This window comes from Collinsella aerofaciens (genome assembly GCF_040926185.1).
In the GTDB taxonomy this organism is placed as follows: domain Bacteria; phylum Actinomycetota; class Coriobacteriia; order Coriobacteriales; family Coriobacteriaceae; genus Collinsella; species Collinsella aerofaciens_BC.
The window spans coordinates 103,223-128,817 of record NZ_JBCOIQ010000002.1 but is presented as its reverse complement, the minus strand read 5'-3'; the positions used below and the strand labels follow the sequence as shown (position 1 = coordinate 128,817).

Below are 25,595 nucleotides of genomic sequence, written 5' to 3'. Positions count from 1 at the left end.
CGCGAGACAGTTAAATGATTTATGAAGGGGGGATGAGAACCATGACTGAGACCGCTAAGAAAAAGCGCGGTATGCCTTCATCGTTCACCATTCTTCTTGCTCTGCTGGCAATTGTTGCAGTAATTACCGTTATCGTCTCCGGCACGTCCGGCGGCGCGGTTACCGCAGCCCGCCTGAGCGATTTCTGCACCGCCCCGATTAAGGGCTTCGCTGACGCTCTGCCCGTCTGCCTCTTCGTTATGATTCTGGGCGGCTTCCTTGGCATGATGACCGAGACCGGCGCTCTGGACAACGGCATTGCCGTCCTGGTGCAGAAGCTTAAGGGCAACGAGATCATGCTCGTTCCCGTGCTGATGCTCATCTTCTCCCTCGGTGGTACCACCTATGGTATGTGCGAGGAGACCGTTCCCTTCTACGCCCTGCTCGCCGCTACCATGATGGCCGCTGGCTTCGACCCCATGGTCGGCGCCGCTACCGTCCTGCTCGGCGCTGGCTGCGGCTGCCTGGGCTCCACGGTTAACCCGTTCGCCGTCGGCGCTGCCGTCGACGCTCTGACCGGCGTTGGCATTGAGGTCAACCAGTCCATCATCATCGGCCTCGGTGCCGTCCTGTGGATTGTCACTACCGCTATGTCCATCGTCTTCGTGATGAACTATGCCAAGAAGGTCAAGGCTGACAAGGGTTCTACCATCCTGTCGATGCAGGAGCTCAAGGACGCCGAAGAAGCTCACGGCAAGGCTGCTTCCGAGGTCCACAAGGAGGTCAAGCTCACCGGTCGTCAGAAGGGTGTTCTGATCGCCTTCGCCTTCACCTTCGTCGTCATGATCGTCGGCTTCATCCCGCTGGCCGACCTCAACGAGGGCGTCGCCAACTTCTTCGACGCTGGCGCTGTCTACGACGCCGACGGTAACGCCGTCGTCCAGGGCTGGTCTGCCCTGATCACCGGCCTGCCCATTGGCCAGTGGTACTTCGACGAGGCTTCCACCTGGTTCTTCCTCATGGCCGTCCTGATCGGTATCATCGGTGGCCTGTCCGAGAAGCAGATCGTTAACACCTTCATCACCGGCGCTGCCGACATGATGTCCGTTGTTCTCGTCATCGCCCTCGCTCGTGGTATCTCCGTCCTCATGGCTAACACCGGCCTCGACGTCTTCGTTCTCGACGCTGCCGCAAATGCCCTGGCTGGCCTGTCCGGCGTGATCTTCGCTCCCATGAGCTTCCTGGTCTACTTCGGCCTGTCCTTCCTGATCCCCTCGACCTCCGGTATGGCCACCGTCTCCATGCCCATCATGGGACCGCTGGCTGTTAAGCTCGGCTTCTCGCCCGAGGTCATGGTCATGATCTTCTCCGCCGCCATCGGTGTCGTGAACCTGTTCACCCCGACCTCCGGCGCCATCATGGGCGGTCTCGCCCTGGCCAAGATCGAGTGGACGACCTGGCTCAAGTTTGCCCTTAAGCTCATCGTCGCTCTCTCCGTCGTCTGCGCCGTCATCCTGACCGTCGCCTGCGTGCTGCTCTAAGTACCCAACGGGTGCCCCACGGAAACCTTGACGATCCTGTAGAGGATCACCTGGTCATCGTCTGTCCGGTGGGGTAAACCCACCGGTAGACTCCTACCTTTAGCCCCCTTCCGTTCCGTGCGCGGGAGGGGGCGCTCTTGTGTTCCGGCGTTTTACCAAACGCCGGAACCACTCGACGCTGCAAGCCCGCCAGAGCGGCAATCTGACGTTCAATCGTCGGGCATGGCCAAAAGGCCTATGCCCTCCTCTTTCACGTCACCTTGCTCGCTCTGGCGGGCTTTCGCTGACTTTTGCTCCACCTGCGGCGCTGCCATTGTTGGTGTTATGGGGCGGTGCAATGGGGTCAGGTTAGTTTGCACCAAATATGTCCGACAAGAGGTTTGACGGATGTTTGGTTGGTGCCTGTTGATGGTCTGGGTATCGGGGAGGGCGGGCTCCGTTATAATCGCCTAAGACATTAAATGGAAACGGGACGGGAGCCATACATGCGCCAGGGTTTCGACAACGCGAAGTATATCGAGCTGCAGGCTGCTCACATTAAGGAGCGCATCTCGCAGTTTGGCGGTAAGCTCTATTTGGAGTTTGGCGGTAAGCTATTCGATGACTATCATGCGAGCCGCGTGCTACCGGGTTTTGAACCGGACAGCAAGTTCCGCATGCTCAAGAGCATCGCCGACGATGTCGAGGTTATCATCGCGATCAACGCGAACCACATCGAGAAAAACAAGGCTCGTGGTGACCTGGGCATTACCTATGACGAGGATGTGCTGCGCCTGGTTGACCTGTTCCGCGGCAACGGCTTTGCCATCGCGGCTGTGGTCATCACCCAGTACGCTGGCCAGCCTGCTGCTGATGTGTTCCGCAACCGCCTGAACGCGCTCGGTATTCCCGCCAAGCTGCACTATCCCATCGAGGGGTATCCGCACGATGTCGATCTGATCGTGTCCGACGATGGCTACGGCAAGAACGAGTTTGTCGAGACCACGCGTCCGCTCGTCGTGGTCACCGCTCCCGGCCCCGGCTCAGGCAAGCTCGCCACTTGCCTCTCGCAGCTCTATCACGAGCACAAGCACGGCACCGCCGCCGGCTACGCCAAGTTTGAGACATTCCCGGTCTGGAATCTGCCCCTCACGCATCCGGTCAACATCGCCTATGAGGCAGCAACGGCCGATCTCGACGATGCCAATATCATCGACTCCTTCCACTTGGAGGCCTACAACAAGACCACGGTCAACTACAACCGCGACGTCGAGGCCTTCCCGGTGGTCCGTGCTCTGATGGAAAAGATCCTGGGCAAGAGCCCCTACCAGAGCCCTACGGACATGGGCGTCAATATGGTCGGCTTTGCCATCACCGATGACGATGCCTGCCGCGACGCTTCCAAGATGGAGATCGTCCGCCGCTACTTTACCGCGGTCGAAAATGTGCGCCGTACCGGCGTGGGCGATGAGCAAGTCGACCGTCTCAAGATTATTATGAAGAAAGCCGGCATCGATAAGAACTACTCACCGGCGCGCTCGGCGGCCCTCACCAGGGAGCAGCTGACGGGTGGTCCCGTGGGTGCCATGGTCATGCCCGATGGCTCCGTGGTGACCGGTAAGACCTCCACGCGCCTGGGCGCCGCAAGTTCGCTCATTATGAACGCCCTCAAGCATGTCTCGGGCGTCGACCTTGAGCTCGAGGTCATTAGCGATGAGGCGATCGAGCCCATCAGCAAGCTCAAGACGCATTTCCTGGGCAGCAAAAACCCGCGCCTCCACACCGACGAGACGCTTATGGCGCTGTCGATCACCTCGGCCACGAGTGAGACGGCCGCTCGCGTCCTTTCGGGCCTGGAGCAGCTGCGCGGTTGCGATGCCTTCTTTAGCGTGATTATCTCGCCGACGGACGAGACGGTACTGCGCAAACTGGGTATCAACGTGTGCTGCGAGCCCAAGTTTGAGCGCCGCGGTTTCTTCCATCGCTAAGTTTGAAGCACCGCGGTAATTGCATTGCATTTTGGCCGTATCGGGTTAGCGCCCGGTACGGCTTTTTGATCAATAAAGCGCCTATTTCGGCGAAAAATAGCTGTTTACCTGCCTAGAAACAATTTGAGCGGTATACAATAATCGTAACTGTTTCATCCTTAGCGGGATGCCGCATGATGGATATTACCTGCCATCGTGAGGTGTGTCGGTCGCGCACGGCGCGTTAGATGCTCGTGCTCGGTTTGAGGAGGCTGCTATGGCGGGCAAGGGTCGTGCGAGTGTCAACGATATGAAGCGTGTCGAGGTGCTGGTGTTGATGGAGATCGACCGGCAAACCGAAGACAATGGCGGGCCGTATGGTTTCTCGCGCAAAACGCTTGCCGAGCGCGTGGGGGTTTCGCCGTATCGTGCCCGCGCCGCAATCGATCGCTTGGATTCCGAAGGCATGATTGATGTCGTCTCGCGTTATAGCGACGACGGCGGTCAGCTTGCAAATGGCATTTGCCTCACCGAACGTGGCGAGTGGTATCTTGAGGGCGTCCGTACCGGCATGCTCGTTCAAGAAATGCTTGAGGACGAGGTTGCTGATCGATAGCAGCATGTAACCCTTGCCATAGCGACGCCGCCTGGGAAACCGGGCGGCGTTTTGTTTCAAGATTGAGAAATGCAATCGCACGCGAGAAAAATTGCGAACGGTCCGCGGCGCGAGTATTACAATGAAGACCCGTAAGATGTGGATAAACAACTTCTACGGGAAGCGCAGGTAACTCAATATGACCAAGCATGTGTTCGTAACCGGTGGCGTGGTTTCGTCTTTGGGCAAGGGTATCACCGCGGCCTCGCTGGGCCGTCTGCTCAAGTCGCGTGGCTACAAAGTAACGATGCAGAAGGCCGATCCGTATCTGAACGTCGACCCCGGTACCATGAGCCCCTTCCAGCATGGTGAGGTCTTCGTTACCGAGGATGGTTACGAGTCCGACCTGGACCTGGGTCATTACGAGCGCTTTATTGATGAGAACCTGACCCGCGATTCCAACTTTACGACCGGCGCCATCTATAAGAGCTTGATCGCCCGCGAGCGTCGCGGCGACTTTTTGGGCGGTACCGTGCAGGTGATTCCTCACGTCACCAATGCCATTAAGGACAAGTTCCGCCGCATCGAGGAGCAGACCGGCTCCGATGTAGTCATCACCGAGCTGGGCGGCACGATCGGCGACATCGAGTCCCAACCGTTTGTCGAGGCCATCCGTCAGTACCGCAAGGAGGCCGGCCCCGAGAACGTCTGCTACATCCACGTGTCGCTCGTTCCCTATATCGCCGCCGCCCACGAGGTCAAGACCAAGCCCACGCAGCATTCCGTCAAGGAGCTCCGCAGCTTTGGCATCCAGCCCGATATCATCGTGCTGCGCTCCGACCACCATATCGATGACGCTATCCGCGGAAAGATCGCAAGCTTCTGCGACGTCGACACCGATTGTGTCTTTACCAACGAGGACTGCGCGAGCATTTACGATGTTCCGCAGCTGCTTGCCGAGCAGGATTTTGACCTGCGCATTTGCGAGCGCCTGGGTCTGGACCCGCGTGAGCGCGACATGAGCGAGTGGAACGAGTTCCTGCGCAAACAGAACCACGCCAACAATCACGCCGACAAGGTGAAGATCGCCGTCGTGGGCAAGTACACGCAGCTGCCCGATGCGTACCTGTCGGTTATCGAGGCCCTGCACCATGCGGGCGTCTTCTACGATCGCCATGTGGACGTCCAGCTGGTCGACGGCGAGAGCCTCGACGAGCAGAATGTCTCCGAGGTTCTGGGCGACGCCTCGGGCATCCTGGTCCCCGGCGGCTTTGGCAAGCGCGCCCTGGAGGGCAAGATCCTCGCGGCCGAGTTTGCCCGTGAGCACAAGATTCCGTATCTGGGCATTTGCCTGGGTATGCAGGTGGCCGTGTGCGAGTTCGCCCGCAACGTCGTCGGCCTTGCCGGCGCCAGCTCCTCCGAGTTCGATCCGGATGGCCCGTATAGCGTCATCGATCTGATGAGCTCGCAGGAGGACGTGACCGAGAAGGGCGGCACCATGCGCCTGGGCGCCTATCCGTGCAAGCTCGCCGCCGATACCCTCGCTCGCGAGGCATATGGCGAGGAACTCGTCTACGAGCGTCACCGTCATCGCTTTGAGTTCAACAACGCCTTCCGTGACCAGCTCGAGGACGCCGGCTTGGTTATCTCGGGCCTGTCGCCCGACGAGCGCCTGGTCGAGATGGTCGAGCTGCCGCGCGACGTGCATCCGTGGTATGTGGCAACCCAGGCTCATCCCGAGTTCAAGAGCCGCCCGACCAACCCGCAGCCGCTGTTCCGCGAGTTCGTGCGCGCTTCGATCGGCCAGCACGAGGGTGTCGACCGTCTGCAGGTGACGCCCATGAACCTTGCTACGGACTAAGGGTGCCGGCGAATAAGGAACATACCGAAGCTACTCCCTCGTCGCTCGCCGTGGCGGCGGGGGAGTATCTCGATTACCTCGCGGTCGAGCGGGGTTTGGCGCGCAACACGATTGCGGCCTATCGTCGTGACCTGACGACGTACTGCGCCTATCTGGAGCGGGCGGGTATTGTGTCTTTTGAAGAGGTGACCCGTCAGGTCGTGGAGGGCTTTGTTGCCGACCGTCGCGATGGAGGCTATTCCGATGCCTCGGTGGAGCGTGCGCTTGCGGCCGTGAAGGGCCTGCATGCCTTCTTGGTGCGCGATGGGGCTGTGGCCCAAAATCCAACGGCGGCGTTGCGCCTGCCTAAAAAGGCTGAGCGTTTGCCGGAGTATCTATCGGTGGAGGATGTCTCGGCGCTGCTCGATCAAGACTTTCCCGAGGGCGAGATGGGCTTGCGCGACCATGCCATCTTGGAAGTGCTCTACGGATGCGGTTTACGTGTGAGCGAGTTGGTGGGGCTCGATGTGAGCGATATCCATATTGACGATGGCTTTGTACTCGTTCGCGGTAAGGGCTCAAAGGAACGCCTGTCCCCGCTGGTGGGAAGCGCGGCGCGAGCTCTGACGCTCTATGTAACTGAGGGGCGTTCCCGCTTGGCGGCCCATGCCCGCGGAACCGAGACCTCGGCGGTCTTTTTAAATAAGAACGGCCGCCGTCTGTCACGCCAGGGCATTCATGCCATCTGTGAGCGCTATGGGCGCCAGGTGGGGCTGGTGGGACTCCATCCCCATACGCTGCGTCACTCCTTTGCCACCCATACGCTTGCGGGCGGCGCAGACCTCCGTGTGCTACAGGAGATCTTGGGACATGCCGATATATCGACCACGCAGGTCTACACGCATGTCGATCGTACGCAACTGACCGAGATCTATCTGGCGGCGCACCCGCTGGCGCATCGTTAACTCATCGCTGAACTGCAAATTTATAGGTATTTGGGGACGGGCCCCAGATTGCCACGGCGTGCTTTTGCGCGCGCATGGGCAATCTGGGGCCCGTCCCATTTTTCGCCACTTGGCATCGCGGTGGTGGGCCGCACGTGCCTTGGGTGGGGGAGTTTGGGGGCGATGTGAACGGCATATAAAGGGACGTAAAAATCGCCTCAAGGTCAACTTGAAGGTTGAGGTTGAAAGGCGGGGTGCTACAGGTGGCATCCCGCCTTTGCTCTAAACACAACATATTGTGTTTTCGAACATATGCTCGGGGGTGTTTTGCAACATATAGGGGGTGGAGTGGTGGGGTGGGGCGGGGGAAGGGGTGGGGAAAGGTGTTGAAAAATGGGGTGGTTCCCCATATTATTAATGACGTCGACAGGCGGGGTGGTTCCCCGCGTACGTGCCATCTGAGTAACCGAGGGGAGGGCGCACATGGGAATGACTGGTGCATACGAGCGCAATCTCGATGCAAAAGGTCGTCTGTCCCTGCCTGCACCCCTTCGCGAGGAGCTTGGAGAGCACGTTCGCGTGTTCAAAGCCCTGGATGTCGATGCTCTGTACGTGTTCTCTGCCGAGGCCTTCGATAAGTGGGTCGAAGGACTCTTCGCGGGTCGTGAGGGCCACGAGGGTTTTAACCCGCGTGACATTAACGACCAGAAGCTCATGAGGGCGATCAACAAGCGCACCACGTCGATGGACGTGGACAGCGCCGGTCGTATCGGTCTTTCCGAGTCTCTCCGCAAGCAGGCGAACCTCGACCGCGAGGTCACGGTTGTGGGCAACTACGACCACCTTGAGGTTTGGGATCGCGCCGCGGCCGATGAGGACGATGACGATGAGGCCCTGCTGGACCTCTTCTTCTCGTAAGGGCAAGGCACGGGTAACGGATGGAGCGTGGGATCTTGACACAAGAATATCGGCATGAACCTGTCATGCTCGGCGAAGTGCTTGAGTCGCTGCGGCTAAAGAGCGGCTCCGTTGTCTGCGATTGCACCCTTGGCGGTGCCGGCCATTCGGTAAAGATGGCCGCGCAGGTGGGGGAGACGGGCCTTTTGCTCGGCGTCGATCAGGACGACATGGCCCTCGAGGCCGCTGGCGCCCGTCTGGACCGCGAGGTTCCCGGCGTTCCGCACCAGCTGCTGAAGGGCAACTTCGGCGACTTGGACGAGCTACTTTGCTCGGCCGAGGTGCCCGGGGTCGATGGCTTCCTGTTCGATTTGGGCGTTTCGTCGCCGCAACTCGATATCCCTGGCAGGGGCTTTTCGTATAACGAGGACGCCCCATTGGACATGCGGATGGATCCGGGTAATAACACCTTAAACGCAGCTGAGGTCATCAACACCTATAACGAACACGACCTCGCCCGGATTCTACGCGTCTACGGCGAAGAGAAGTTCGCCTCGCAGATCGCGCGCGAGATCGCGCGCCGCCGCGAGCAAGAACCGATCGAAACCACCGGCCAATTTGTCGAGATCATCAAGGCGGGTATCCCGGCTGCCGCTCGTCGGCATGGCGGACACCCGGCCAAGAAAAGTTTCCAGGCCATTCGCATCGAGGTCAATCACGAGCTCGATGTGCTCGAACGAGGGCTTGATGCCGCCACCAGGTGGCTCAACCCGGGCGGACGTATCTGCGTCATCTCGTATCACTCGCTCGAGGACCGTATCGTAAAGAACCACTTTAAGGAGATGAGCCAGGGGTGCACGTGTCCGCCGGAGATTCCGGTGTGCGTGTGCGGCAACGTGCCGATACTCAAGGTCATCACCCGCAAACCCTTGGTTGCCCAGCCTGATGAGGTTGAGCGCAACCCTCGGGCGAGATCAGCCAAAATTCGCGTGGCGCAGCGTCTGTAGGCGCGACCGCGCGATATTGGACCTCCCGCTCGCACCATAAACGAAGCTTAAACACACTACCAACGTACTCGGGATGGGAGGCGGCATATCATGGGCTACAACACTTCAAGCGCAGCACTCGCCTATGATATGAACGCCATGCCCGCCTATCGTGAGACGCCGCAGGCCCCCGTTGCTCCCCGTGAGCAGCGCACGCCGCGCTTTGATGTCTACACGGGCGCGGGCCGTCAGGCAAACCAGGCGGTAAGCCCGGTTTTCATGAGCGTTCTTAAAACGTTTTGCATCATTGCGGTTATCTTCATGACGATTGGCGTCGCCCGCGTGGCGCTCGCCGGCGTTACGGCCCAGGTGCTCAACAGCAACGCCGAGCTTACCAACACGCTCGAAAAAGCGACCGATGAGAGCTCCGACCTGGAGGTCATGCATTCGGTCTATGGCGCCGACACGCGCATTCGCGACCTTGCGGGCGCTTATGGCATGGTGGAGCCCAGCGAGAGCGTTACACTTGACTTTTCGCAGGATGCAGCCGCGGGCGCCAACGCGACCGCGACCGCTCAGTAGCAAGACGGTAGCTGAGTATGACAAATGACTATCGCCGCGGTTCCGATGGGGGCCGCGGTTCTGGACGTCCCTCGTCGCGGGGACGTTCTGGTTATCAAGGAACGGGTCGGCAATCTTACAACGCCGGGCGGTCCCGTGGCAACGACCCGGCGTCGCGACTTCGCGGCTCGGGCGGCCCTCAAGTGCATAACACCAGGTCGCGCAAGAGTTCGTCGACCGAATGGCTCACAGGCACGCCTCTGCCTCGCCGCAAAGCCGTCATGGGATTCATTGGGCTTGGCTTGGGCTTGGGCGTCTTTCGCCTTGCTGACTATCAGGTTGTCGAAGCCGATAAACTGCGCGAGCGTGCCGATGCGCGTCGCCTGCTTGCGCAGACCCTCTATGCCAAACGCGGCACCGTCTACGACCGCAATGGTAACGTGCTGGCGTCGTCGGTCGAATGTCGCAACATCGCCGTGAACCCGCAGCTTGTCGAGGATGTTGACAAGACGGTGTCGGCGCTGGTCAAGGCAACTGGAATCGATAAAAAGACCTGCCGCAAGCTCGTTGAGTCCGATGGAACCTGGGTGTATATCAAGCGCCAGGTGGACGAAGACGATGTTGCGGCGCTGGAGAAGAAGAACCTGCCCGGCGTGCTTTTTGAGCAGGCCATGAAGCGCGTATATCCATACGGCAATCTGGCATCGCAGGTGCTGGGTGTAGTGAATGTAGACAACGACGGCTTGACGGGTCTCGAAAAGCAATACAACAAGCTTCTGACCGGCACGAACGGTTCTCTCGTACGCGAGCGCGCGAGGGACGGCAGCTATATCGCGGGCGGTGCCTATAAAAAGGTGGCTGCGGTCGACGGCGTTGATATCGTGACGACGCTCGACGTCAATATCCAGCGTGCGGCCGAGGATGCCCTGGCAGAGGCAGTTGAGAAGACTAAGGCCAAGAACGGCTCGGCGCTGGTCACCGATCCTACGACAGGCGAGATTTTGGCAGCCTGCTCGTACCCGACCTACGACCAGACCGATCTGGAGAATGCCAAGACCGAGGATATGAATCTGCGCCTGGTCACCGACGCCTACGAGCCCGGCTCGGTCTTTAAGACGCTCGTGGCGGGCGCCGGCTTCGACTTGGGCGTCGTGCGATCGAGTACGTCGTTTGAGGTGCCGGCGAGCATCAAGGTGGGCGACGATACCGTCACCGATGCCGACAAGCGCGACTATGACATGACCATGGATGTGCGCGAGATGATGCGCCGTTCGTCCAACGTGGGCTTTGTCCTAGTGGGGCGCAAGATCGGTGCCGACGACTTTGCCGCCTATGTGGACAAGTGGGGCATCGGTCACAGCTCGGGTGTCGATTTTCCGGGAGAGAGCCTGGGTATCGTCAAGAAGCGTGACCAGTATGACGGCGCCACGCTGGGCTCGATGAGCTTTGGACAGGCACTGTCCGTCTCGCCAATTGAGATCGCACGTGCCGTGGGCGGCATCGCCAACGGCGGCGTGATGATGACCCCGCACTTCTATAAGTCCAGCAAAGGCGACGAGAAGGACTGGGGCGAAGGCGAGCGCGCGATTTCTGAGGATGCCGCATCCCGGGTGACATCGTGCATGCAGACGGTCGTGTCCGAGGGAACGGGCGTTGGCGGCGCGGTTGACGGCTATGACGTGGCGGGTAAGACCGGTACGGCCGAACGTGCCGACGAGAACGGCGGCTACCTCAAGGAGAACTACATGTCGTCCTTTATGGGCTTTGCACCGGCACAATCGCCCAAGGTGCTGTGCTATATCACGCTCGACGGAACGCCGAGCGGCTCGGATGCCGCTGCGGTGCCGTTCCAGTCCATTATGGCCAACGCGCTCGACGTGCTGGGTATCCCGCACACGAAGTAGGGGGTTACAATCTTTGGGGCGTGGTTTGTTGTCCCATATGAGGGGTGTTCACATGCCCTGCACCACGCATGCGCGGCGCTGGGATACAATACGCCGATAGCATTATTAGGTTTACAGGGGAGCTGCAATGATAGAGATCGCCGTCAACAACCTCGCGGCCGCAACAGGGGCCCGAACCGTGACGGGAGAAGCCGATCGGGTATGCCGCGGGTGCGTTATCGACTCGCGCCAGGTCGAGGAAGGGACGATTTTCGTCGCCTTTCCCGGTGAAAACGTCGACGGCAATGATTTTGCTTCCCGTGCCGTCCAGTCGGGTGCCGGCGCCGTCGTGATGACGCGTGAGCCCGAGGCCGAGCTGGTCTCGCTGGCGCAGGACAAGGGGTGCGCCATCCTGCTGACCGATGATCCCGAGGAGTTTCTGCTGCGTTTGGCGCACACGTATCGCCTGGAGCTTGGCTGCCTGGTCGTTGGCATTACCGGTTCCATCGGCAAGACGACGACCAAGGACGTGCTCGCCGCCGTGCTCGCCAAGCGCTATCGTGTCTGGGCCACCAAGGGCAATTTCAATAACCTGATCGGCATGCCGCTCACGGTGCTTTCCGCTCCGGCCGATACCGAGGTCCTGGTGCTCGAGATGGGCATGAACCATTTCCACGAGATTGAGCGCCTGTCCAAGTCCGCCAATCCCAACCTTGCCATCGTGAGCAAGATTGGTACCTCTCACATCGGCATTTTGGGCAGCCGCGAGAACATCGCCCGCGCTAAGGCCGAGATTGTCCAGGGTATGTGCGCCGCCGGCGACTTCTTGCCGCTGCTGGTTTTGGGCGGTGAGGACGACTTTACGCCGTTCATTCGCGATACGTTCGCCCAGCCTGCTGGTATCGACGTTATGCTGGCCGGCGTCTCGGACGACGATGAGGTCCGTGCCCGCGACATTCGTGTTGATGACGAGGGACGTCCGGTCTTTACGCTCGATTTTGGCCAGGGTGAGACGATCGATACCATGCTTGCCATCCCCGGCGTGCAGTCCGTTCCTAATGCCGTTAAGGCCGCCGCGGTTTCCTATCGCCTGGGCGTGACGCCCGAGCAGATCGATGCTGCTTTTAGGGGCCTCACGATCACCGGTCACCGCCAGGAGATCAAGCGCGCCAAGAGCGGTGCCCGCGTCATCGACGATTCCTATAACGCCAGTGCCGAATCCATGGCTGCTGGCCTCGATCTACTGTGCTCGCTTTCGTGCACGGGGTCTCGCATGGCGATCCTGGGCGAGATGGGCGAGATGGGCGATGAGGCTCCTCGCATGCATGAGCTCGTGGGCGCCTATGCCGCCGCCAAGAAGCTCGACATGCTGGCGTGCGTGGGTGGTGAGCTGGCCCAGCTTATGGCCGATGCCGCGCGCATGATGGGCATGGACGAGGACCGCATCCAGGTGTTCTCCGATTATCAGCAGGTGCTCGACCGCATGGGCGGCGCGCTTGAAAAACATGATGTTGTACTGGTCAAGGGTTCCCGCTTTGTTGAGCTCGACCGCTTTGTGGAAGGTGTGTGCTAGCCCATGTTCGGCAATCCCTCGTATCCAACGTATCAGGCTTTTTTGGGGCTTGGCATCGCCGCTGCCATTGCGCTGCTGCTCATGCCGTGGTGGATCAAGCTGCTCAAGGTCGAGGGTATCGGCCAGCAGGTTCGTGCCGACGGCCCCAAGCGTCATTTGGTTAAGCAGGGAACGCCCACCATGGGTGGCGTTGTCATCCTCGTCGCGATCTCGCTGGCCTGCCTGCTGATGGGCAAGCTCACCACCGAGCTCGTGCTCGTGCTGCTTGCCACGCTGGCGACCGGCGTGCTGGGCCTGATCGACGACCTGACCTCCGTTACGCATGGGCGCTCTCTCGGTCTGACGCCCCATGCCAAGATGATCGGCCTAACCATTATCTGTGTCACCTTTACGGTGCTTGCCGTCAACTGGTGCGGCGTTGCCCCCGAGATTCGTTTTCCCGGCGGCCTGACGATTGACCTCGGTGTTCTTTCGACCACCATCTGCGGCCTTTCGTTCCCGTGGCTCTACATTGTCTTTTGCTGGCTGATGATCGCCGGTCTTTCTAATGCCGTGAACCTGACCGATGGCCTTGACGGTCTTGCTGGCGGCACCTCCATGATTGCCATGCTCGCCATGGCCGCCATGGCGTTTTTGCACGGAGACGTGAACCTGTCCATCTTCTGCACCGCGTGTGCCGGCGCCTGCTTGGGCTTTCTGTGGTTCAACTGCTATCCGGCGAGCATCTTTATGGGCGATACCGGCTCGCTTGCCCTGGGCGCTGCGTTTGCCTGCACGTCCATCATGACCAACGCCGAGGTCGTCTCCCTCATCATCGGCGGCCTGTTTATCGTTGAGACCCTGTCGGTCATGATTCAGGTTGTCTACTTCCACTTTACGCACAAGCGCGTCTTCCTTATGGCGCCCATCCATCATCATTTCGAAAAGAAGGGCTGGGCCGAGACCAAGGTCGTCGTCCGTTTTTGGATTATCGCTGCGGCCTTTGGTGCCGTTGGCCTTGCCCTGTTCTTCCAGTTGGGATAGTGGTCTTTCATGCCTCTTGCTGATGTCTTTAGCCTGCTCGTTTTGGGTCAGGGCAAATCCGGTCTCGATGTCGCCCGCTGGGCGCTGGCACATCCCGAGCGCGTAAGCGCCGTTACCGTGTATGGCGGCGGCACCTCTGCGCCCAATGACGCCACGCGTGCGCTCGAGGCTGCTGGTGCGTCGTTTGTCTATGGGACCGAACAGGTCGAGGGCGCCTATGACGTATGCGTGACGTGCCCGGGCATCTCGGAGTTCTCGGGCTTCTTTAAGGCCGGGCGCGAGCATGCCGCCCAGATTATGGGTGAGCCCGAGTTTGCCTATCGCCTGTCGCCCGATAACTGGATTGCCATCACGGGCACCAACGGCAAGACGACCACCACGTCGCTGACTGATTATCTGCTCAAGGCTGCCGGCGAGGCCAGCGTTGCTGTCGGCAACATCGGCGAGCCGCCGGTCAACGAGATTGACGGTCGAGCCCACAACGAGTGGTTTGTGGCTGAGCTCTCGAGCTATCAGATTGCTACGACAACCGAGCTCCACCCCCGCGTGGCGGTGCTGCTCAACATCACTCCCGACCACTTGGGCTGGCATAAGAGCCATAAGAACTACGCGCTTGCCAAGATCAAACTGTTTGACAATATGGTCGATGACGATCTGGCGGTTGTCGACGTCGAAGACGCCGGCATTCACGAGTTCGATGAGTACATCTACACGCCGGGTCGTCGCATCTGCAAGGTTGCCTTTGACGAGCCTGAGGGCGAGGATGCCGCCTTTGTGCGCGATGGCAAGATGATTGTGCGTCTGAAGGGTGTCGAGACCCCGCTCATCGCTACATCCGCGCTCAAGATCTCGGGCCATCACAATGTTATCAATGCCCTGTGCGCTGCCACGGCTGCCCTGGCAGTCGGTGCCGATATCGATGGTGTCTGCCGCGGTCTGGCCTCGTTCCAGCCGCTCGAGCACCGCGTGGAGCCGTGTGGCGAGATTGACGGCGTGCGCTACGTCAACGATTCCAAGGCGACCAACACCGATGCGGTCGAGAAGGCGCTGACGGCATTTCCCGATGACGATGTGATCTTGCTGCTCGGCGGCCACGATAAGGGCACGCCGCTCACGGACTTCGCGCGCGTCGTTATGGACAACGTGCGCTCGGTCGTCTGCTTTGGCGATGCGCGCGAGCGCTTCACCGCCGCTATGGATGAGGCCGATGTCGATGGCGATGTGGATATCGCCCAGGCGGATGACCTGCGCGACGCCGTGGACGTCGCCCGTTCGCTTTCGAGCCGTGGTGACGTGATCTTACTTTCTCCTGCCTGCTCTTCGTTCGATGAGTTCTCGGGCTATGAGGAGCGCGGCCGCGTGTTTAAGGACTACGTGGCTCAGCTTGCCGCTACAGCGAAATCACAAATGGAATAGGGGTTGCGGTGAGAGAGGAGAGCCCCCGACAAGGTATGAGGAGGCCCGACTCGGACCGTGCTTCCTCACGGCGCATCACACCGCGTTCCAGCCGCGGCGGGCAGTCGTTTAGCGAACGCTATATTGCCGGTGTTCCCGCCCGTATCATGCGCCCCCGTCTGATATTCATGGCCTGTCTGTTTACCTTGGTGTGCTTTGGCCTGCTGATGGTGTACTCGGCGTCTTCGGTCGAGGCGCTGCACGAGAATGGCTCGGCGACGTTTTTTCTGGGTCGACAGGCCGCGTTTGCCGTGGTCGGTGTTCTGGCGCTGATTGCCATCGTGCGCGTTTTGCCGGACAGCTGGTTTGGGGAGGATGTGCTCAGGATCTTCCTTATCGGCATGATGGGGCTACTGCTTCTGGTGTTCTTGGTGGGCAGCGGCAGCCGTGGCGCCACGCGCTGGCTCAACATCGCCGGTATTCAGTTCCAGCCTTCCGAGTTTTTAAAGCCATTTGCCATTGCGTATTCGGCCATCATGCTTGATCGCTTCTTTTCGCCCGGTGGCAACATCAACGAATTCCTTCGCAAAATGGGCATCTACCTGGGCATTTCGCTCTTTTTGATCTTTATCCAGCCCGATTTCGGTACTGTCCTGATCATCCTGTTGACCCTCATGTGCATGGCGTTGTTTGCGGGTCTCGACCCCAGATTTATCATCGGCGTGCTAATCTTCGGCATTCTCGTGATCGTGATTGCGCTTGTCGCAGAGCCGTACCGTATGGTGCGTATTCAGGTTGCCTTGAACCCTTGGGCCGACGAGTATGGTGACGGCTATCAGGCCACGCTTGCCATCATGGCCTTTGCCTCGGGCGGTCTGTTCGGCCGCGGCATCGGCAACTCAACCATGAAGTACTCGTATCTGCCCGAAGCGCACAACGACTACATCCTGGCCATCATTGGCGAGGAAGTCGGTTTTGTCGGAACCGTGCTGTTCTTCTTGGTGTTTGCGATGCTGATCTACTCGGCGTTTCGCATTGCCGAGCAGGCGACCGATCGTCGGGGCGCGCTTATGGCATCTGGCTCCGCGGTCATTCTCGCGGTGCAGTTTTTGATTAACGCGCTGGGCATCCTCAACGTGTTTCCCATGACGGGCAAACCGCTGCCGTTTATTAGCTACGGCGGTTCGTCGATTATTGTGTCGCTCATGCTTGCCGGGTTGATCTTGCGCGTTTCGTACGAGAGCGCCCGCCGCGATGAGTATGACCGCCGCCGTGAGAGCTTTGCCGTTATGGATGAGAGTACCGCCGGCGTGCCCCACGTGCGCGGCGAGCGATCTTCGCGTAACGGTTTTACCGTCCTGGATGGCTCTGCGACCGAGCCGGCAGCTCGTCCACGCTCGCGAACGGCTCCGCAAGGTCGTCCGCAGCGCCCCAGCCCTCGCAACGTGGGCGGCGGATATAATCGAATCGATTTGAACTCGGACCCGTCGGCGCGTCTGCGTACCGACGACCAGGGACCGCGTGTACGAAGGGACTACCATGACCGATAAGATGACCGTTGCTATTGCAGCCGGCGGCACGGCAGGACACATCAACCCCGCGCTCGCCTTGGCCGAAGAGCTGCGTGACCGTGGCCACCACGTTGTATTCGTGGGCCAGTCGCGCAAGCTCGAGGGTCGTCTGGTCCCCGAGGCTGGGTTTGATTTTGTGCCCATTACGGTCACGGGCTTCGACCGCTCCCGTCCTTGGACGGCGCTGACCTCGCTGTGGCGTGTCAACAAGGCCATACGTACGCTCGCCAGTCATTTCTCAAAGGTCGGCAAGCCCGATGCCGCCATTGGTTTTGGTGCCTATGTCGAGGTTCCGCTGCTGAGGTGGTGCAAGGGCGCGGGCGTTCCGTATCTGCTGCATGAGCAGAACTCTGTTCCGGGCCTGGCCAACAAGATGATGAACTCCCACGCCGCCCGCGTGTGCATCTCGGTGCCGGCAGCGCGTTCGGTCTTTGAGCGCGAAGGTGACCCTGGCCACGTGCTCATGACCGGCAACCCCGTACGTCGCTCGGTAATCGAGGGCGATCGCGCTCGCGGCCGCAAGGCACTTGGCGTTCCCGAGGACGCTACGCTGCTGCTCGTCTTTGGCGGTTCACTTGGCGCTCAGCACCTCAACGAGCGCGTGACTTCGCTCAAAAACGAGCTGCTTTCGCGCAAGAACCTCTATGTGTTGCATTCGACGGGTGCCGACGGCTTTGAGGAGACCGAGCGCGCTTTGGCGCTGACGCCCGAGGAGGCGAAGCGTTACCGCGTCCAGCCTTACATCGACAACATGGGCGATATGCTGGCTGCTGCCGATTTGGTGCTCTCGCGTTCGGGCGCATCGAGCGTGGCCGAGATCGCTGCGCTCGCCGTGCCTTCGGTGCTCGTGCCGTACCCGCATGCGACAGCCGACCACCAAACCACCAATGCCCGTTATCTGGTCGACGCCGGGGCCGGCGTGCTCTGCGCCGATGCCGATATCGACGGTTCTGCCTTTGCCGATGAGCTGCTGCACCTGGTCGATGACGCGGCGGCACGCGACGCCATGCGTCAGGCGGCGCGTGGTCTGGCTCAGGATAGGGCCGCCGCTCTTCTGGCGGATGCGGTAGAGGGTTTGCGTTAGTTAGACGGGATATCGTCGGTCGCCCTCGCGCTGATGCGGTAGGTGCGGTACAGTTAACGGGTTACAGGCAGTGTTTACGCAAGGAGTACACGAGCACATGGCTGATTCCCAGACTGCAACCTCCGCGCCCGAGTTTAAGAGCGCCCACTTTATCGGTATCGGCGGCGCCGGCATGAGCGGCATCGCCCTCGTTCTGCACGAGCGCGGTTATGCCGTTACCGGCTCCGACCTTAAGACGTCACGTTATATCCGCCAGCTTACCCGCGCTGGTGTGAAGGTGCATGTGGGCCATGAGGCCGCCACGATCGACGAGGTCAAGCCCGACGTGGTTGTTGTCTCCACCGCTATTCCGGAGTCCAACCCTGAACTCGTGCGCGCTCGCGAGCTTGGTATTCCCGTGTGGCCCCGTGCCAAGATGCTCTCTGCTTTGGGCCACGGCTACACCACCGTCGCTGTTGCCGGCACGCATGGCAAGACCACCACGTCTTCGATGTGCGCCACCATGCTCGACCGCATGGGTCTGGATCCGAGCTTCTTGATCGGTGGCATCGTCGAGGGCTATGACACGAACGGCAAGAACGGCTCGGGCGACTACTTTGTCGCCGAGGCCGACGAGTCCGACAGCTCCTTCCTGTTCCTGAACCCCAACGTGGTCATCGTGACCAACGTCGAGGCCGACCACCTCGATCACTACTCGGGTATCGAGGAGATCGAGGCGACTTTCGCCAAATTCATGAGCCTGGTGGGCGAGGACGGCACCGTCATCGTCTGCGGTGAGGACCCGCATCTGGTCGAGCTCGCCAAGTCGACGGGTCGTCACGTGCTTTCCTACGGCTTTGCCGAGAGCAACGACATCGTCTGCATGCACCCGGATGTCAAGGGCATCCAGAGCGACTTTATCGTTCGCTTTGAGGACGGCACTGAGCACGCTGTGGAGATCAAGAGCAACCCCGGTCGCCACAACATGCTCAACGCCACAGCGGTGCTCACCATCGCCCATGTCCTGGGCCTTGACATCGACGCCGCCGCCAAGGCGCTCTCGAGCTTTGAGGGCGTCCGCCGTCGCTTTACCCACGTGGGCGATATCGATGGCATCACCGTGGTCGATGATTATGGCCATCACCCCACCGAGATCAAGGCGACGCTTGCTGCTGCTTCGTCGCTGGGCTACAAGCACGTCGACGTCGTGTTCCAGCCGCACCGCTATTCGCGCCTGCAGGCCCTGTGCAACGACTTTGCCGATGCATTTGCCAATGCCGATAAACTGCTGCTGATTGATGTGTTCTCGGCTGGCGAGATGCCCATTCCGGGCGTCACCTCTAAGATGCTCGCCGATACCGTGCGCGCCAAGCATCCTGGCAAGGAGGTCGTGTACTGCTCCAGCCGTCTTGAGCTCAATCAGGAGCTCGAGCAGATGGTGGGCGCGGGCGACCTGCTGCTCACTATGGGTGCCGGTGACGTTACGACCGTCGGTCCCGAGTTTATCGAGTATCTGACTGCCAAGAAAGACGCTTAAGTCTAATGGGTCTGTTTAACGCCGTCATGGCGCTCTCGGGTATGATCGACACGGATGTGATCGAGGACGAGCGCCTTGCGCGTCATACGAGCTATCGTATCGGCGGCAAGGCCGACCTCTTTGTGACGTGCCATAGCTATCATGCCCTCCGCCGCGCCGTGGCGGTGCTCGATCGCGAGCAGGTGCCGTGGGTCATCATCGGCAAGGGCTCCAATCTGCTGGTTGCCGATGGCGGTTATCGCGGTGCCGTCATTTCGCTCGGACGTGAGTTTCAGCGCACGGTTGTTGCCGATGACGGTTGTACGCTGACGGTCGGTGCGGGCGTGATGTTTGCGCGCCTGGTCAACGATGCCCTGTCGCGTAGCCTCTCGGGCCTTGAGTTTGCCGTTGGCATCCCTGGCTCGGTTGGCGGTGCGATATCTATGAATGCAGGCACACGGACCGAGTGGATTGGCTCGCTGGTTGAGGATGTCGTAACGTTTGACCCGGCATCCGGTATCAAGCATTATGCGGGGTCCGAGATCACTTGGGGCTACCGCGAATGTAGCCTTCCCCGCAATGAGATTATCCTCGAGTGCGTGCTCAAGCTTAAACCGGCGCCCAAGGCCGACATTCGCGAGCGCATGGAGCGGTACCTGACGAGGCGCAAGCGTACGCAGCCCATGGGTCGCGCATCCTGCGGGTCGGTCTTTCGCAACCCGCCCGATGCGAGTGTGGGCAAGCTTATCGAGGATTGTGGATTAAAGGGTTTTTCGATTGGCGGCGCGGAAGTTTCGCCCGTTCACGCTAATTTTATCGTTAATAACGGAACCGCCTCGGCCGATGACGTTGCCGCGGTTATCAGACATGTGCACGGAAAGGTGAGGGAGGCGTATGGCATCGAGCTCAGACCGGAAGTTAAATTCCTCGGCTTCTAGAGCATCGAAACCCACCTTCCGCCGCGCCGGAGGGCGTTCCGGCGCGCCTGCCAAACCTCAACGCAATACCGTCGCGCACTCTAAGTCTGTCGGGCGTGCTCGACAGACCAGTCGTCCGGTCGTCGGCTCGCAGCTCGGTAATCGTCCGGCCGCAAAAAAGTCCTCGCGTCCCTCGGTGACGTCAAAGCCTGTTATGGGCGCCAAACCTGCCCGTCCCATGGCAACTCCTAAGCCCTCGACGGGAACTAAAGCGCCGCGTCCAGGTCGCACGCTGGGCGCATCGAAACCTCGCTCGCTGACATCGGTGCCGGCTACCGCCAAGAAGCCTTCGGGTAAAAAAGGCGTCAACCCGTTGTCTTCACTTAGGGCGATGGCAAATAAAACATCAGACGCCGCTTCTGTCGTTACAGGCAAAGGCAAAATCGTGGGCGGCGTTTTGGCCGTCTTGGCCGTGCTCGTCGTCGTTTCCATCGTGGTGATTAACTCTGGGTTGTTTACCGCCACTGATATTCAGATTCAAGGCAGCGAGCACGTGACGAAGCACGATGCTATCCAGCTGATCGATTTGCCCGAGGGAACGTCGCTTTTTAACGTCGATCCCGACCAGATTACCGAGGACCTCAAGCAGAATCCGTGGGTCTCGGGCGTGGATGTCCAGCGTCAGTTCCCGCATACGCTCATCATTACGCCGATGGAGCGCAAGGTCATCGCAATTGCCTATATCAGCTCCGATGACCTTGCCTGGGCCATCGGGGATGATGACACCTGGATCGCCCCGCTGTCGACGTCGGTCGAAGTGGATGACCAGGGCAACGTCATCACGACGGGGCAGGGCTCAAATACCCTGACCGGCATTGATGCCGCGCTGGCGCTCGCTAAGCACTATGGCGCGGTGTTGTTGACTGATGTCTCGGCGGATGTCGCTCCGGTTTCCGGCCAGGCGGTGAGCTCCAAGGCCGTTAAGGCTGGCTTGGATTATGTGCGTGGTTTTTCGAGCGAGTTCTTGAGACAAGTCAAGGATATTTCCACGCCTTCGGTCGAAGCCATCTCGGCAAACCTCAATAACGGCATTGAAGTGTCGCTGGGCGATTCGAACGATATCGTCAAGAAGGAGCGCGTAGTCACCAAGCTGCTTTCGCAGGTAGAGGGCGTAACGTATATCAATGTGCGCTCTCCGGGTAACTATACATTTAGGAACGCTCCGACCTCGTAGCGCTGGTTGATGCTTTGTTGAGGGGCCATACCACGCCGTTTATCTGGTTTGTTTGGTTTTCACGGTCAATTATTTGACTGATACGTTCATAATGTGCAAACATAATACGGTTTACCTTTGCATTTACTTTCAACCTGAAGGTTAATGTGCGCAGGGGTCGACCCATGCTATGGCTATAACCTTTGTTCGGAGGACCGACATGCACGAGACAGAGATCAACAACTACCTTGCCGTCATTAAGGTGGTCGGCGTCGGCGGCGGCGGTACCAACGCGGTCAATCGAATGATCGAAGAGGGCATCCGCGGCGTCGAGTTTGTTGCCATCAACACCGATGCTCAGGCACTCGCGATCTCTGATGCCGATATCAAGGTGCACATCGGCACCGACCTTACCCGCGGCCTGGGCGCCGGCGCCAACCCCGAGGTTGGCCGCAAGGCTGCCGATGAGTCCCGCGACGACATTGCCGAGGCGCTCGCTGGCGCCGACATGGTGTTCATCACCTGCGGCGAGGGCGGTGGCACCGGTACCGGCGCTGCTCCCATCGTTGCCGATATCGCGATGAACGAGGTCGGTGCGCTGACCGTCGCCGTCGTGACCAAGCCCTTCACCTTCGAGGGCCGCAAGCGCAAGAAGAGCGCCGAGGAGGGCATTAAGACCCTCTCCGATTGCGTCGACACCATGATCGTCATCCCTAACGATAAGCTGCTCGACATCGCCGAGAAGAAGACCACCATGCTCGAGGCCTTCGCGATTGCCGATGGCGTCCTTTCCCAGGGCACCCAGGGCATCACCGACCTCATCACCGTCCCCGGTATCATCAACCTGGACTTCGCCGATGTTAAGACCATCATGAAGCAGGCCGGCACCGCCATGATGGGTATTGGTACCTCTTCTGGGGATACCCGTGCCGTCGACGCTGCCCAGCAGGCCATCTCCAGCCCGCTGCTCGAGAGCTCCATCGATGGCGCCACGCGCGTGCTGCTCTCCATCGCCGGTTCCAAGGACCTGGGCATCCAGGAGATCAGCGACGCCGCCGACGTTGTCGCCAACGCCGTCGACCCCGAGGCCAACATCATCTTCGGTACCGTTGTCGACGAGTCCCTGGGCGATCAGGTGCGTATCACCGTCATCGCTACGGGCTTCTCCGACTCCAACGTCAACCGTCAGGACGAGCTCTTTGCTGCTCAGCAGTCTCAGAGCAAGGTCGCTGCCTCCGCTGAGCCGCAGCGCACCGCTCCTGCCGCCAGCCCGGCTCAGGCCGCTCCGACCCGCAACGTCGGTGGCACCGAGCTTCCTAACTTCGGCAACGATCAGTTCGAGCTTCCCGACTTCCTGAAGCGCGGTAGCTTCTAGTTCGTCTTTCTCAACGACCTGCATGGGGTGCGACCGATTGGGCGCACCCCTTTTTTGTTGTGTTTCGACTTTGTAAAAGAAAGCCTCCAATCTCCTTACGTTCCCTTTACGTTTGGTCCCTGCCGCTGCGGGTATCATTTTGATGAAGTATGGCAGCCGTATGACACGGACTGCTGCGGTGTCGCCGCGATACTTGTGTTATTAGGAGGCTTTAGTATGGCAGCACGTGCGGACAGCGTTTCGCGTGTCGACCATGATGGAGTTACGTTGGTGGAGGGTGCGACGCACGATGTTCGCTTTGCCTTCACCGAACGCGCCGGCGGTGTTTCCGAAGATGCGTACTCCTCACTCAATCTGGGCTCGCATGTTGGCGATGACCCCTTTGCCGTTCAAGAAAATCGTCGACGCGCACTCGAGGCCATAGGGGCCGCCGAGTGCGAGCACAACCTGCTTGTTCCCAATCAAGTACACAGTGACCATGTCGTGACGGTGACCTCGAACGGTGCCGGTGATCTCGAGAACATTCGCGAGCAGATTGCCGAGGGCTGCGATGCCATTGTCTGCACGGCGCATGAGGTGCCCGTGATGCTTTGCTTTGCCGATTGCGTTCCCGTGGTGCTGGTGGCTCCCGGTGGCTTTGCCGTGGTGCACTCTGGCTGGAAAGGCACGATTGCGCGCATTTCCGCCAAGGCGTGCCAAGCGCTCTGCGAGGCGGCTGGCTGCAAGCCGGACGACATCTCTGCCTATATTGGCCCCCATATTCTAGGCGACGAGTACGAGGTCTCTCAAGAACTTATAGACCGCTTTGCCACCGAGTTCGCGTGCATCGATGCTACCGCTTCTCGTATGCTCGATCTTTCCGCCGCCATTCGCGAGGCGCTTATGGACGCCGGCGTCGAGGCGAGCGGCATTGTGGACACCAAGCTTTCCACCGTTCGTCAGAACGATCGTTTTTATTCCTACCGCAACGAGGGCGGCACCTGCGGGCGCCATGCTGCGATCGGCGTGATGCTATGAGAAAGATCGCATCGGCCTTGAGTGCAGCAGTGCTCACGCTCACGCTGTGTGCCTGCTCCTCGGGATCTTCCACATCTTCTATTACCGTGGCCGGTTCGACCACGTGCCTTCCTATTGCCGAGATCGCGGCCGAGGGCTTTAAGGGAGAGACCGGCATCGACGTGCTCGTCTCCGGCCTTGGTTCCTCTGCGGGTATCGAGGCCGTCAGCAACGGCACAGCCGACATCGCCAGCTCGTCTCGCGGCCTCAATGACGATGAGCAAGACCTTGGCCTGACCCCGATCGTAGTCGCGCACGACGGCATCGCAGTCATCGTGAACGACGACAACCCGGTCGACAATCTCTCGACCGAGCAGCTCCGCGATATTTACGCCGGCAAGATCACCAACTGGAAGGAAGTTGGCGGAGAGGACCTGAAGATTCAGGTTATCAACCGCGACGAGGCGTCCGGTACGCGCGAGGCCTTCCGTACCATCGTGATGGACGGCACGCCGTTCGATCGTCGCTCGGCCGTTCTTTCGGGTACGGGCCAGGTACGCGATGTCGTGTCTCGCTCGCGTGGCGCCATTGGCTACATCTCGCTGGGTTTTGTCGAGAGCCTCAACGCCAAGACCTCGGTCAAGGCCGTTTCGGTCAACCATGTCGAGGCATCCGAGAAGACGGTCGCAAGCGGCGGATATCCCATCTCGCGCGACCTTTACTTCTTTGTGAAGGGTATGCCTTCGCAGCAGGCGCAGGACTACATTGACTATGTGACGTCCGAGAAGATGGACAAGCAGATTCGCGAGGCGGGCTTTATTCCCGTCACCAACGACGGAAAGGGGAGTGAGTAGCGTGGAAGCACAGGAAACCCCGCAGATTGAGCAGGAGACTCAGGCTCCCAAAAAGCGTGAGTTGGCGTTGGTGTCGCGCAGCACCTATCTTAAGGAGAAGGCGCTGCAGTGGATCTTTTTTGCCTGCGCGTTCTTGGCGGTCGTCACCGTCATCCTGATTTTTGTCTTTACCACGTACTCGGCGCTGCCGGTCTTTACCGACATCGGTCTGGCGGACTTCTTTAGCTTTACGTGGGCGCCCTCCGAGGGCCACTACGGCATCGTGTCGCTGCTGGCGGGCTCTGGTCTGGTGACGGTCGGTGCGCTCGCCATGGGCGTGCCCCTGGGTGTGGGCACGGCTGTATATCTGGTCGAGATCGCCAGCAAGCGCGTGCGCAAGCTCATCAGCCCCGCCGTCGACCTGCTGGCGGGCATCCCCTCTATCATCTACGGCTTCTTTGGCATGGTCATCATCCGTCCGTTTATCGCGCAGCTGACCGGCGGTCTTGGCTTTGGCGCGCTGACGGCGTGGTTCGTGCTCGCCATTATGATCGTGCCCACCATCACCACGCTCACGATCGATGCGCTCAATTCCATTCCCATGGGCATTCGCGAGGCGTCCTATGCTATGGGTGCCACCAAGTGGCAGACCATCTACAAGGTCGTGCTGCCTGCAGCCAAGTTGGGTATCGTCGATGCGATTGTCTTGGGCATGGGGCGTGCCATCGGCGAGACCATGGCCGTGCTCATGGTCGTTGGCAACGCCCCGGTCATTCCGGATAGCATCTCGAGCCCCATCTCGACGCTCACGAGTCAGATCGCGCTCGACATGAGTTATTCCTCGGGCCTGCACCGCTCGGCTCTGTTTGGCATGGGCGTTGTCCTGTTTATCATCTCCGCTGCACTGGTGGGTATCGTCCGCCTGATTTCCAAGAAGAGGGGGTAGGC

At 60.0% G+C, this 25,595-nt stretch carries 21 protein-coding genes; all 21 read left to right on the top strand.

The genetic code is table 11. From position 1 onward, the window contains the following. The first annotated feature begins 32 nt into the window (after window positions 1-32). The 21 genes from AB5750_RS01640 to pstC all read left to right on the top strand — a co-directional run bounded on the left by AB5750_RS01640 (window position 33) and on the right by pstC (window position 25,593). Window positions 33-1,520, top strand: a complete 1,488-nt coding sequence (locus AB5750_RS01640) for a YfcC family protein (RefSeq protein WP_423197673.1) — start codon at window positions 33-35, stop codon at window positions 1,518-1,520. Window positions 1,521-2,005: 485 nt separating this feature from the next. Beyond that, window positions 2,006-3,487 (top strand): DUF1846 domain-containing protein, encoded by a 1,482-nt coding sequence (locus AB5750_RS01635; protein WP_368145166.1) that lies wholly within the window; start codon window positions 2,006-2,008, stop codon window positions 3,485-3,487. A 256-nt stretch (window positions 3,488-3,743) separates the two neighbouring features. After that, entirely contained in the window at window positions 3,744-4,082 is a 339-nt protein-coding gene (locus AB5750_RS01630; RefSeq protein ID WP_161159711.1) for a helix-turn-helix domain-containing protein, read from the top strand. A 178-nt stretch (window positions 4,083-4,260) separates the two neighbouring features. Continuing rightward, window positions 4,261-5,922, top strand: a complete 1,662-nt coding sequence (gene pyrG, locus AB5750_RS01625; protein WP_368145167.1) for a CTP synthase — start codon at window positions 4,261-4,263, stop codon at window positions 5,920-5,922. 2 nt (window positions 5,923-5,924) lie between these two features. Further along, on the top strand, window positions 5,925-6,866 hold the full coding sequence (gene xerD / locus AB5750_RS01620) for a site-specific tyrosine recombinase XerD (RefSeq protein WP_338400816.1): 942 nt from the start codon (window positions 5,925-5,927) through the stop codon (window positions 6,864-6,866). Window positions 6,867-7,328: 462 nt separating this feature from the next. Next, window positions 7,329-7,763 carry a division/cell wall cluster transcriptional repressor MraZ gene (locus tag AB5750_RS01615; RefSeq protein WP_006234269.1) on the top strand — a complete coding sequence of 145 codons (435 nt, stop codon included), beginning with the start codon at window positions 7,329-7,331 and terminating at the stop codon, window positions 7,761-7,763. A gap of 20 nt (window positions 7,764-7,783) precedes the next feature. Beyond that, the gene (gene rsmH / locus AB5750_RS01610; RefSeq protein ID WP_161159714.1) at window positions 7,784-8,749 is read left to right on the top strand and encodes a 16S rRNA (cytosine(1402)-N(4))-methyltransferase RsmH; all 966 of its coding nucleotides are present in this window, start codon (window positions 7,784-7,786) and stop codon (window positions 8,747-8,749) included. A 90-nt stretch (window positions 8,750-8,839) separates the two neighbouring features. Continuing rightward, a complete protein-coding gene (locus AB5750_RS01605; RefSeq protein ID WP_161159715.1) occupies window positions 8,840-9,310 on the top strand; it encodes a hypothetical protein in 471 nt (156 codons plus the stop codon). A 260-nt stretch (window positions 9,311-9,570) separates the two neighbouring features. Further along, window positions 9,571-11,193, top strand: coding sequence for a peptidoglycan D,D-transpeptidase FtsI family protein (locus tag AB5750_RS01600; protein WP_368145168.1), 1,623 nt, complete (start codon window positions 9,571-9,573; stop codon window positions 11,191-11,193). A 127-nt stretch (window positions 11,194-11,320) separates the two neighbouring features. Beyond that, the gene (locus AB5750_RS01595; protein WP_055286068.1) at window positions 11,321-12,745 is read left to right on the top strand and encodes a UDP-N-acetylmuramoyl-tripeptide--D-alanyl-D-alanine ligase; all 1,425 of its coding nucleotides are present in this window, start codon (window positions 11,321-11,323) and stop codon (window positions 12,743-12,745) included. A gap of 3 nt (window positions 12,746-12,748) precedes the next feature. Next, on the top strand, window positions 12,749-13,768 hold the full coding sequence (gene mraY, locus AB5750_RS01590; RefSeq protein ID WP_368145171.1) for a phospho-N-acetylmuramoyl-pentapeptide-transferase: 1,020 nt from the start codon (window positions 12,749-12,751) through the stop codon (window positions 13,766-13,768). Between the two features lie 9 nt (window positions 13,769-13,777). Further along, entirely contained in the window at window positions 13,778-15,184 is a 1,407-nt protein-coding gene (gene murD, locus AB5750_RS01585) for a UDP-N-acetylmuramoyl-L-alanine--D-glutamate ligase (protein WP_368145172.1), read from the top strand. Between the two features lie 35 nt (window positions 15,185-15,219). Then, complete coding sequence (gene ftsW, locus AB5750_RS01580) at window positions 15,220-16,713, top strand: putative lipid II flippase FtsW (RefSeq protein ID WP_161159722.1); 1,494 nt, start codon at window positions 15,220-15,222, stop codon at window positions 16,711-16,713. After that, entirely contained in the window at window positions 16,703-17,818 is a 1,116-nt protein-coding gene (murG, locus tag AB5750_RS01575) for an undecaprenyldiphospho-muramoylpentapeptide beta-N-acetylglucosaminyltransferase (RefSeq protein WP_161159724.1), read from the top strand. Before ftsW ends, murG begins: the two co-directional genes overlap by 11 nt. 97 nt (window positions 17,819-17,915) lie before the next feature. Then, the gene (gene murC, locus AB5750_RS01570) at window positions 17,916-19,334 is read left to right on the top strand and encodes a UDP-N-acetylmuramate--L-alanine ligase (protein WP_368145174.1); all 1,419 of its coding nucleotides are present in this window, start codon (window positions 17,916-17,918) and stop codon (window positions 19,332-19,334) included. 5 nt (window positions 19,335-19,339) lie between these two features. Next, window positions 19,340-20,251: a UDP-N-acetylmuramate dehydrogenase gene (gene murB / locus AB5750_RS01565; protein ID WP_006234257.1), complete on the top strand. Its 912-nt coding sequence runs from the start codon at window positions 19,340-19,342 to the stop codon at window positions 20,249-20,251. A gap of 424 nt (window positions 20,252-20,675) precedes the next feature. Further along, entirely contained in the window at window positions 20,676-21,464 is a 789-nt protein-coding gene (locus AB5750_RS01560; protein WP_338400818.1) for a cell division protein FtsQ/DivIB, read from the top strand. 199 nt (window positions 21,465-21,663) lie between these two features. After that, a complete protein-coding gene (gene ftsZ / locus AB5750_RS01555; protein WP_117734951.1) occupies window positions 21,664-22,818 on the top strand; it encodes a cell division protein FtsZ in 1,155 nt (384 codons plus the stop codon). 216 nt (window positions 22,819-23,034) lie between these two features. Further along, window positions 23,035-23,835, top strand: a complete 801-nt coding sequence (locus AB5750_RS01550; protein WP_368145176.1) for a purine nucleoside phosphorylase YfiH/LACC1 family protein — start codon at window positions 23,035-23,037, stop codon at window positions 23,833-23,835. After that, window positions 23,832-24,668: a phosphate ABC transporter substrate-binding protein gene (locus tag AB5750_RS01545; RefSeq protein ID WP_161159733.1), complete on the top strand. Its 837-nt coding sequence runs from the start codon at window positions 23,832-23,834 to the stop codon at window positions 24,666-24,668. The genes AB5750_RS01550 and AB5750_RS01545 overlap by 4 nt, the downstream gene beginning before the upstream one ends. Window position 24,669: 1 nt before the next feature. Next, window positions 24,670-25,593 (top strand): phosphate ABC transporter permease subunit PstC, encoded by a 924-nt coding sequence (gene pstC / locus AB5750_RS01540; RefSeq protein ID WP_161159735.1) that lies wholly within the window; start codon window positions 24,670-24,672, stop codon window positions 25,591-25,593. Window positions 25,594-25,595 lie beyond the last annotated feature (2 nt).

Excerpts from the sequence above, each read along its gene's own strand:
- rsmH (WP_161159714.1), top strand. The coding sequence starts at position 7,784 with ATGGAGCGTGGGATCTTGACACAAGAATATCGGCATGAACCTGTCATG.
- AB5750_RS01550 (WP_368145176.1), top strand. The coding sequence starts at position 23,035 with ATGGCAGCACGTGCGGACAGCGTTTCGCGTGTCGACCATGATGGAGTT.
- AB5750_RS01605 (WP_161159715.1), top strand. The coding sequence starts at position 8,840 with ATGGGCTACAACACTTCAAGCGCAGCACTCGCCTATGATATGAACGCC.
- AB5750_RS01600 (WP_368145168.1), top strand. The coding sequence starts at position 9,571 with ATGGGATTCATTGGGCTTGGCTTGGGCTTGGGCGTCTTTCGCCTTGCT.
- AB5750_RS01545 (WP_161159733.1), top strand. The coding sequence starts at position 23,832 with ATGAGAAAGATCGCATCGGCCTTGAGTGCAGCAGTGCTCACGCTCACG.
- AB5750_RS01615 (WP_006234269.1), top strand. The coding sequence starts at position 7,329 with ATGGGAATGACTGGTGCATACGAGCGCAATCTCGATGCAAAAGGTCGT.
- mraY (WP_368145171.1), top strand. The coding sequence starts at position 12,749 with ATGTTCGGCAATCCCTCGTATCCAACGTATCAGGCTTTTTTGGGGCTT.
- pyrG (WP_368145167.1), top strand. The coding sequence starts at position 4,261 with ATGACCAAGCATGTGTTCGTAACCGGTGGCGTGGTTTCGTCTTTGGGC.
- ftsW (WP_161159722.1), top strand. The coding sequence starts at position 15,220 with ATGAGGAGGCCCGACTCGGACCGTGCTTCCTCACGGCGCATCACACCG.
- AB5750_RS01640 (WP_423197673.1), top strand. The coding sequence starts at position 33 with ATGAGAACCATGACTGAGACCGCTAAGAAAAAGCGCGGTATGCCTTCA.
- murG (WP_161159724.1), top strand. The coding sequence starts at position 16,703 with ATGACCGATAAGATGACCGTTGCTATTGCAGCCGGCGGCACGGCAGGA.
- murD (WP_368145172.1), top strand. The coding sequence starts at position 13,778 with ATGCCTCTTGCTGATGTCTTTAGCCTGCTCGTTTTGGGTCAGGGCAAA.
- murB (WP_006234257.1), top strand. The coding sequence starts at position 19,340 with ATGGGTCTGTTTAACGCCGTCATGGCGCTCTCGGGTATGATCGACACG.
- AB5750_RS01595 (WP_055286068.1), top strand. The coding sequence starts at position 11,321 with ATGATAGAGATCGCCGTCAACAACCTCGCGGCCGCAACAGGGGCCCGA.
- AB5750_RS01630 (WP_161159711.1), top strand. The coding sequence starts at position 3,744 with ATGGCGGGCAAGGGTCGTGCGAGTGTCAACGATATGAAGCGTGTCGAG.
- ftsZ (WP_117734951.1), top strand. The coding sequence starts at position 21,664 with ATGCACGAGACAGAGATCAACAACTACCTTGCCGTCATTAAGGTGGTC.
- murC (WP_368145174.1), top strand. The coding sequence starts at position 17,916 with ATGGCTGATTCCCAGACTGCAACCTCCGCGCCCGAGTTTAAGAGCGCC.
- AB5750_RS01635 (WP_368145166.1), top strand. The coding sequence starts at position 2,006 with ATGCGCCAGGGTTTCGACAACGCGAAGTATATCGAGCTGCAGGCTGCT.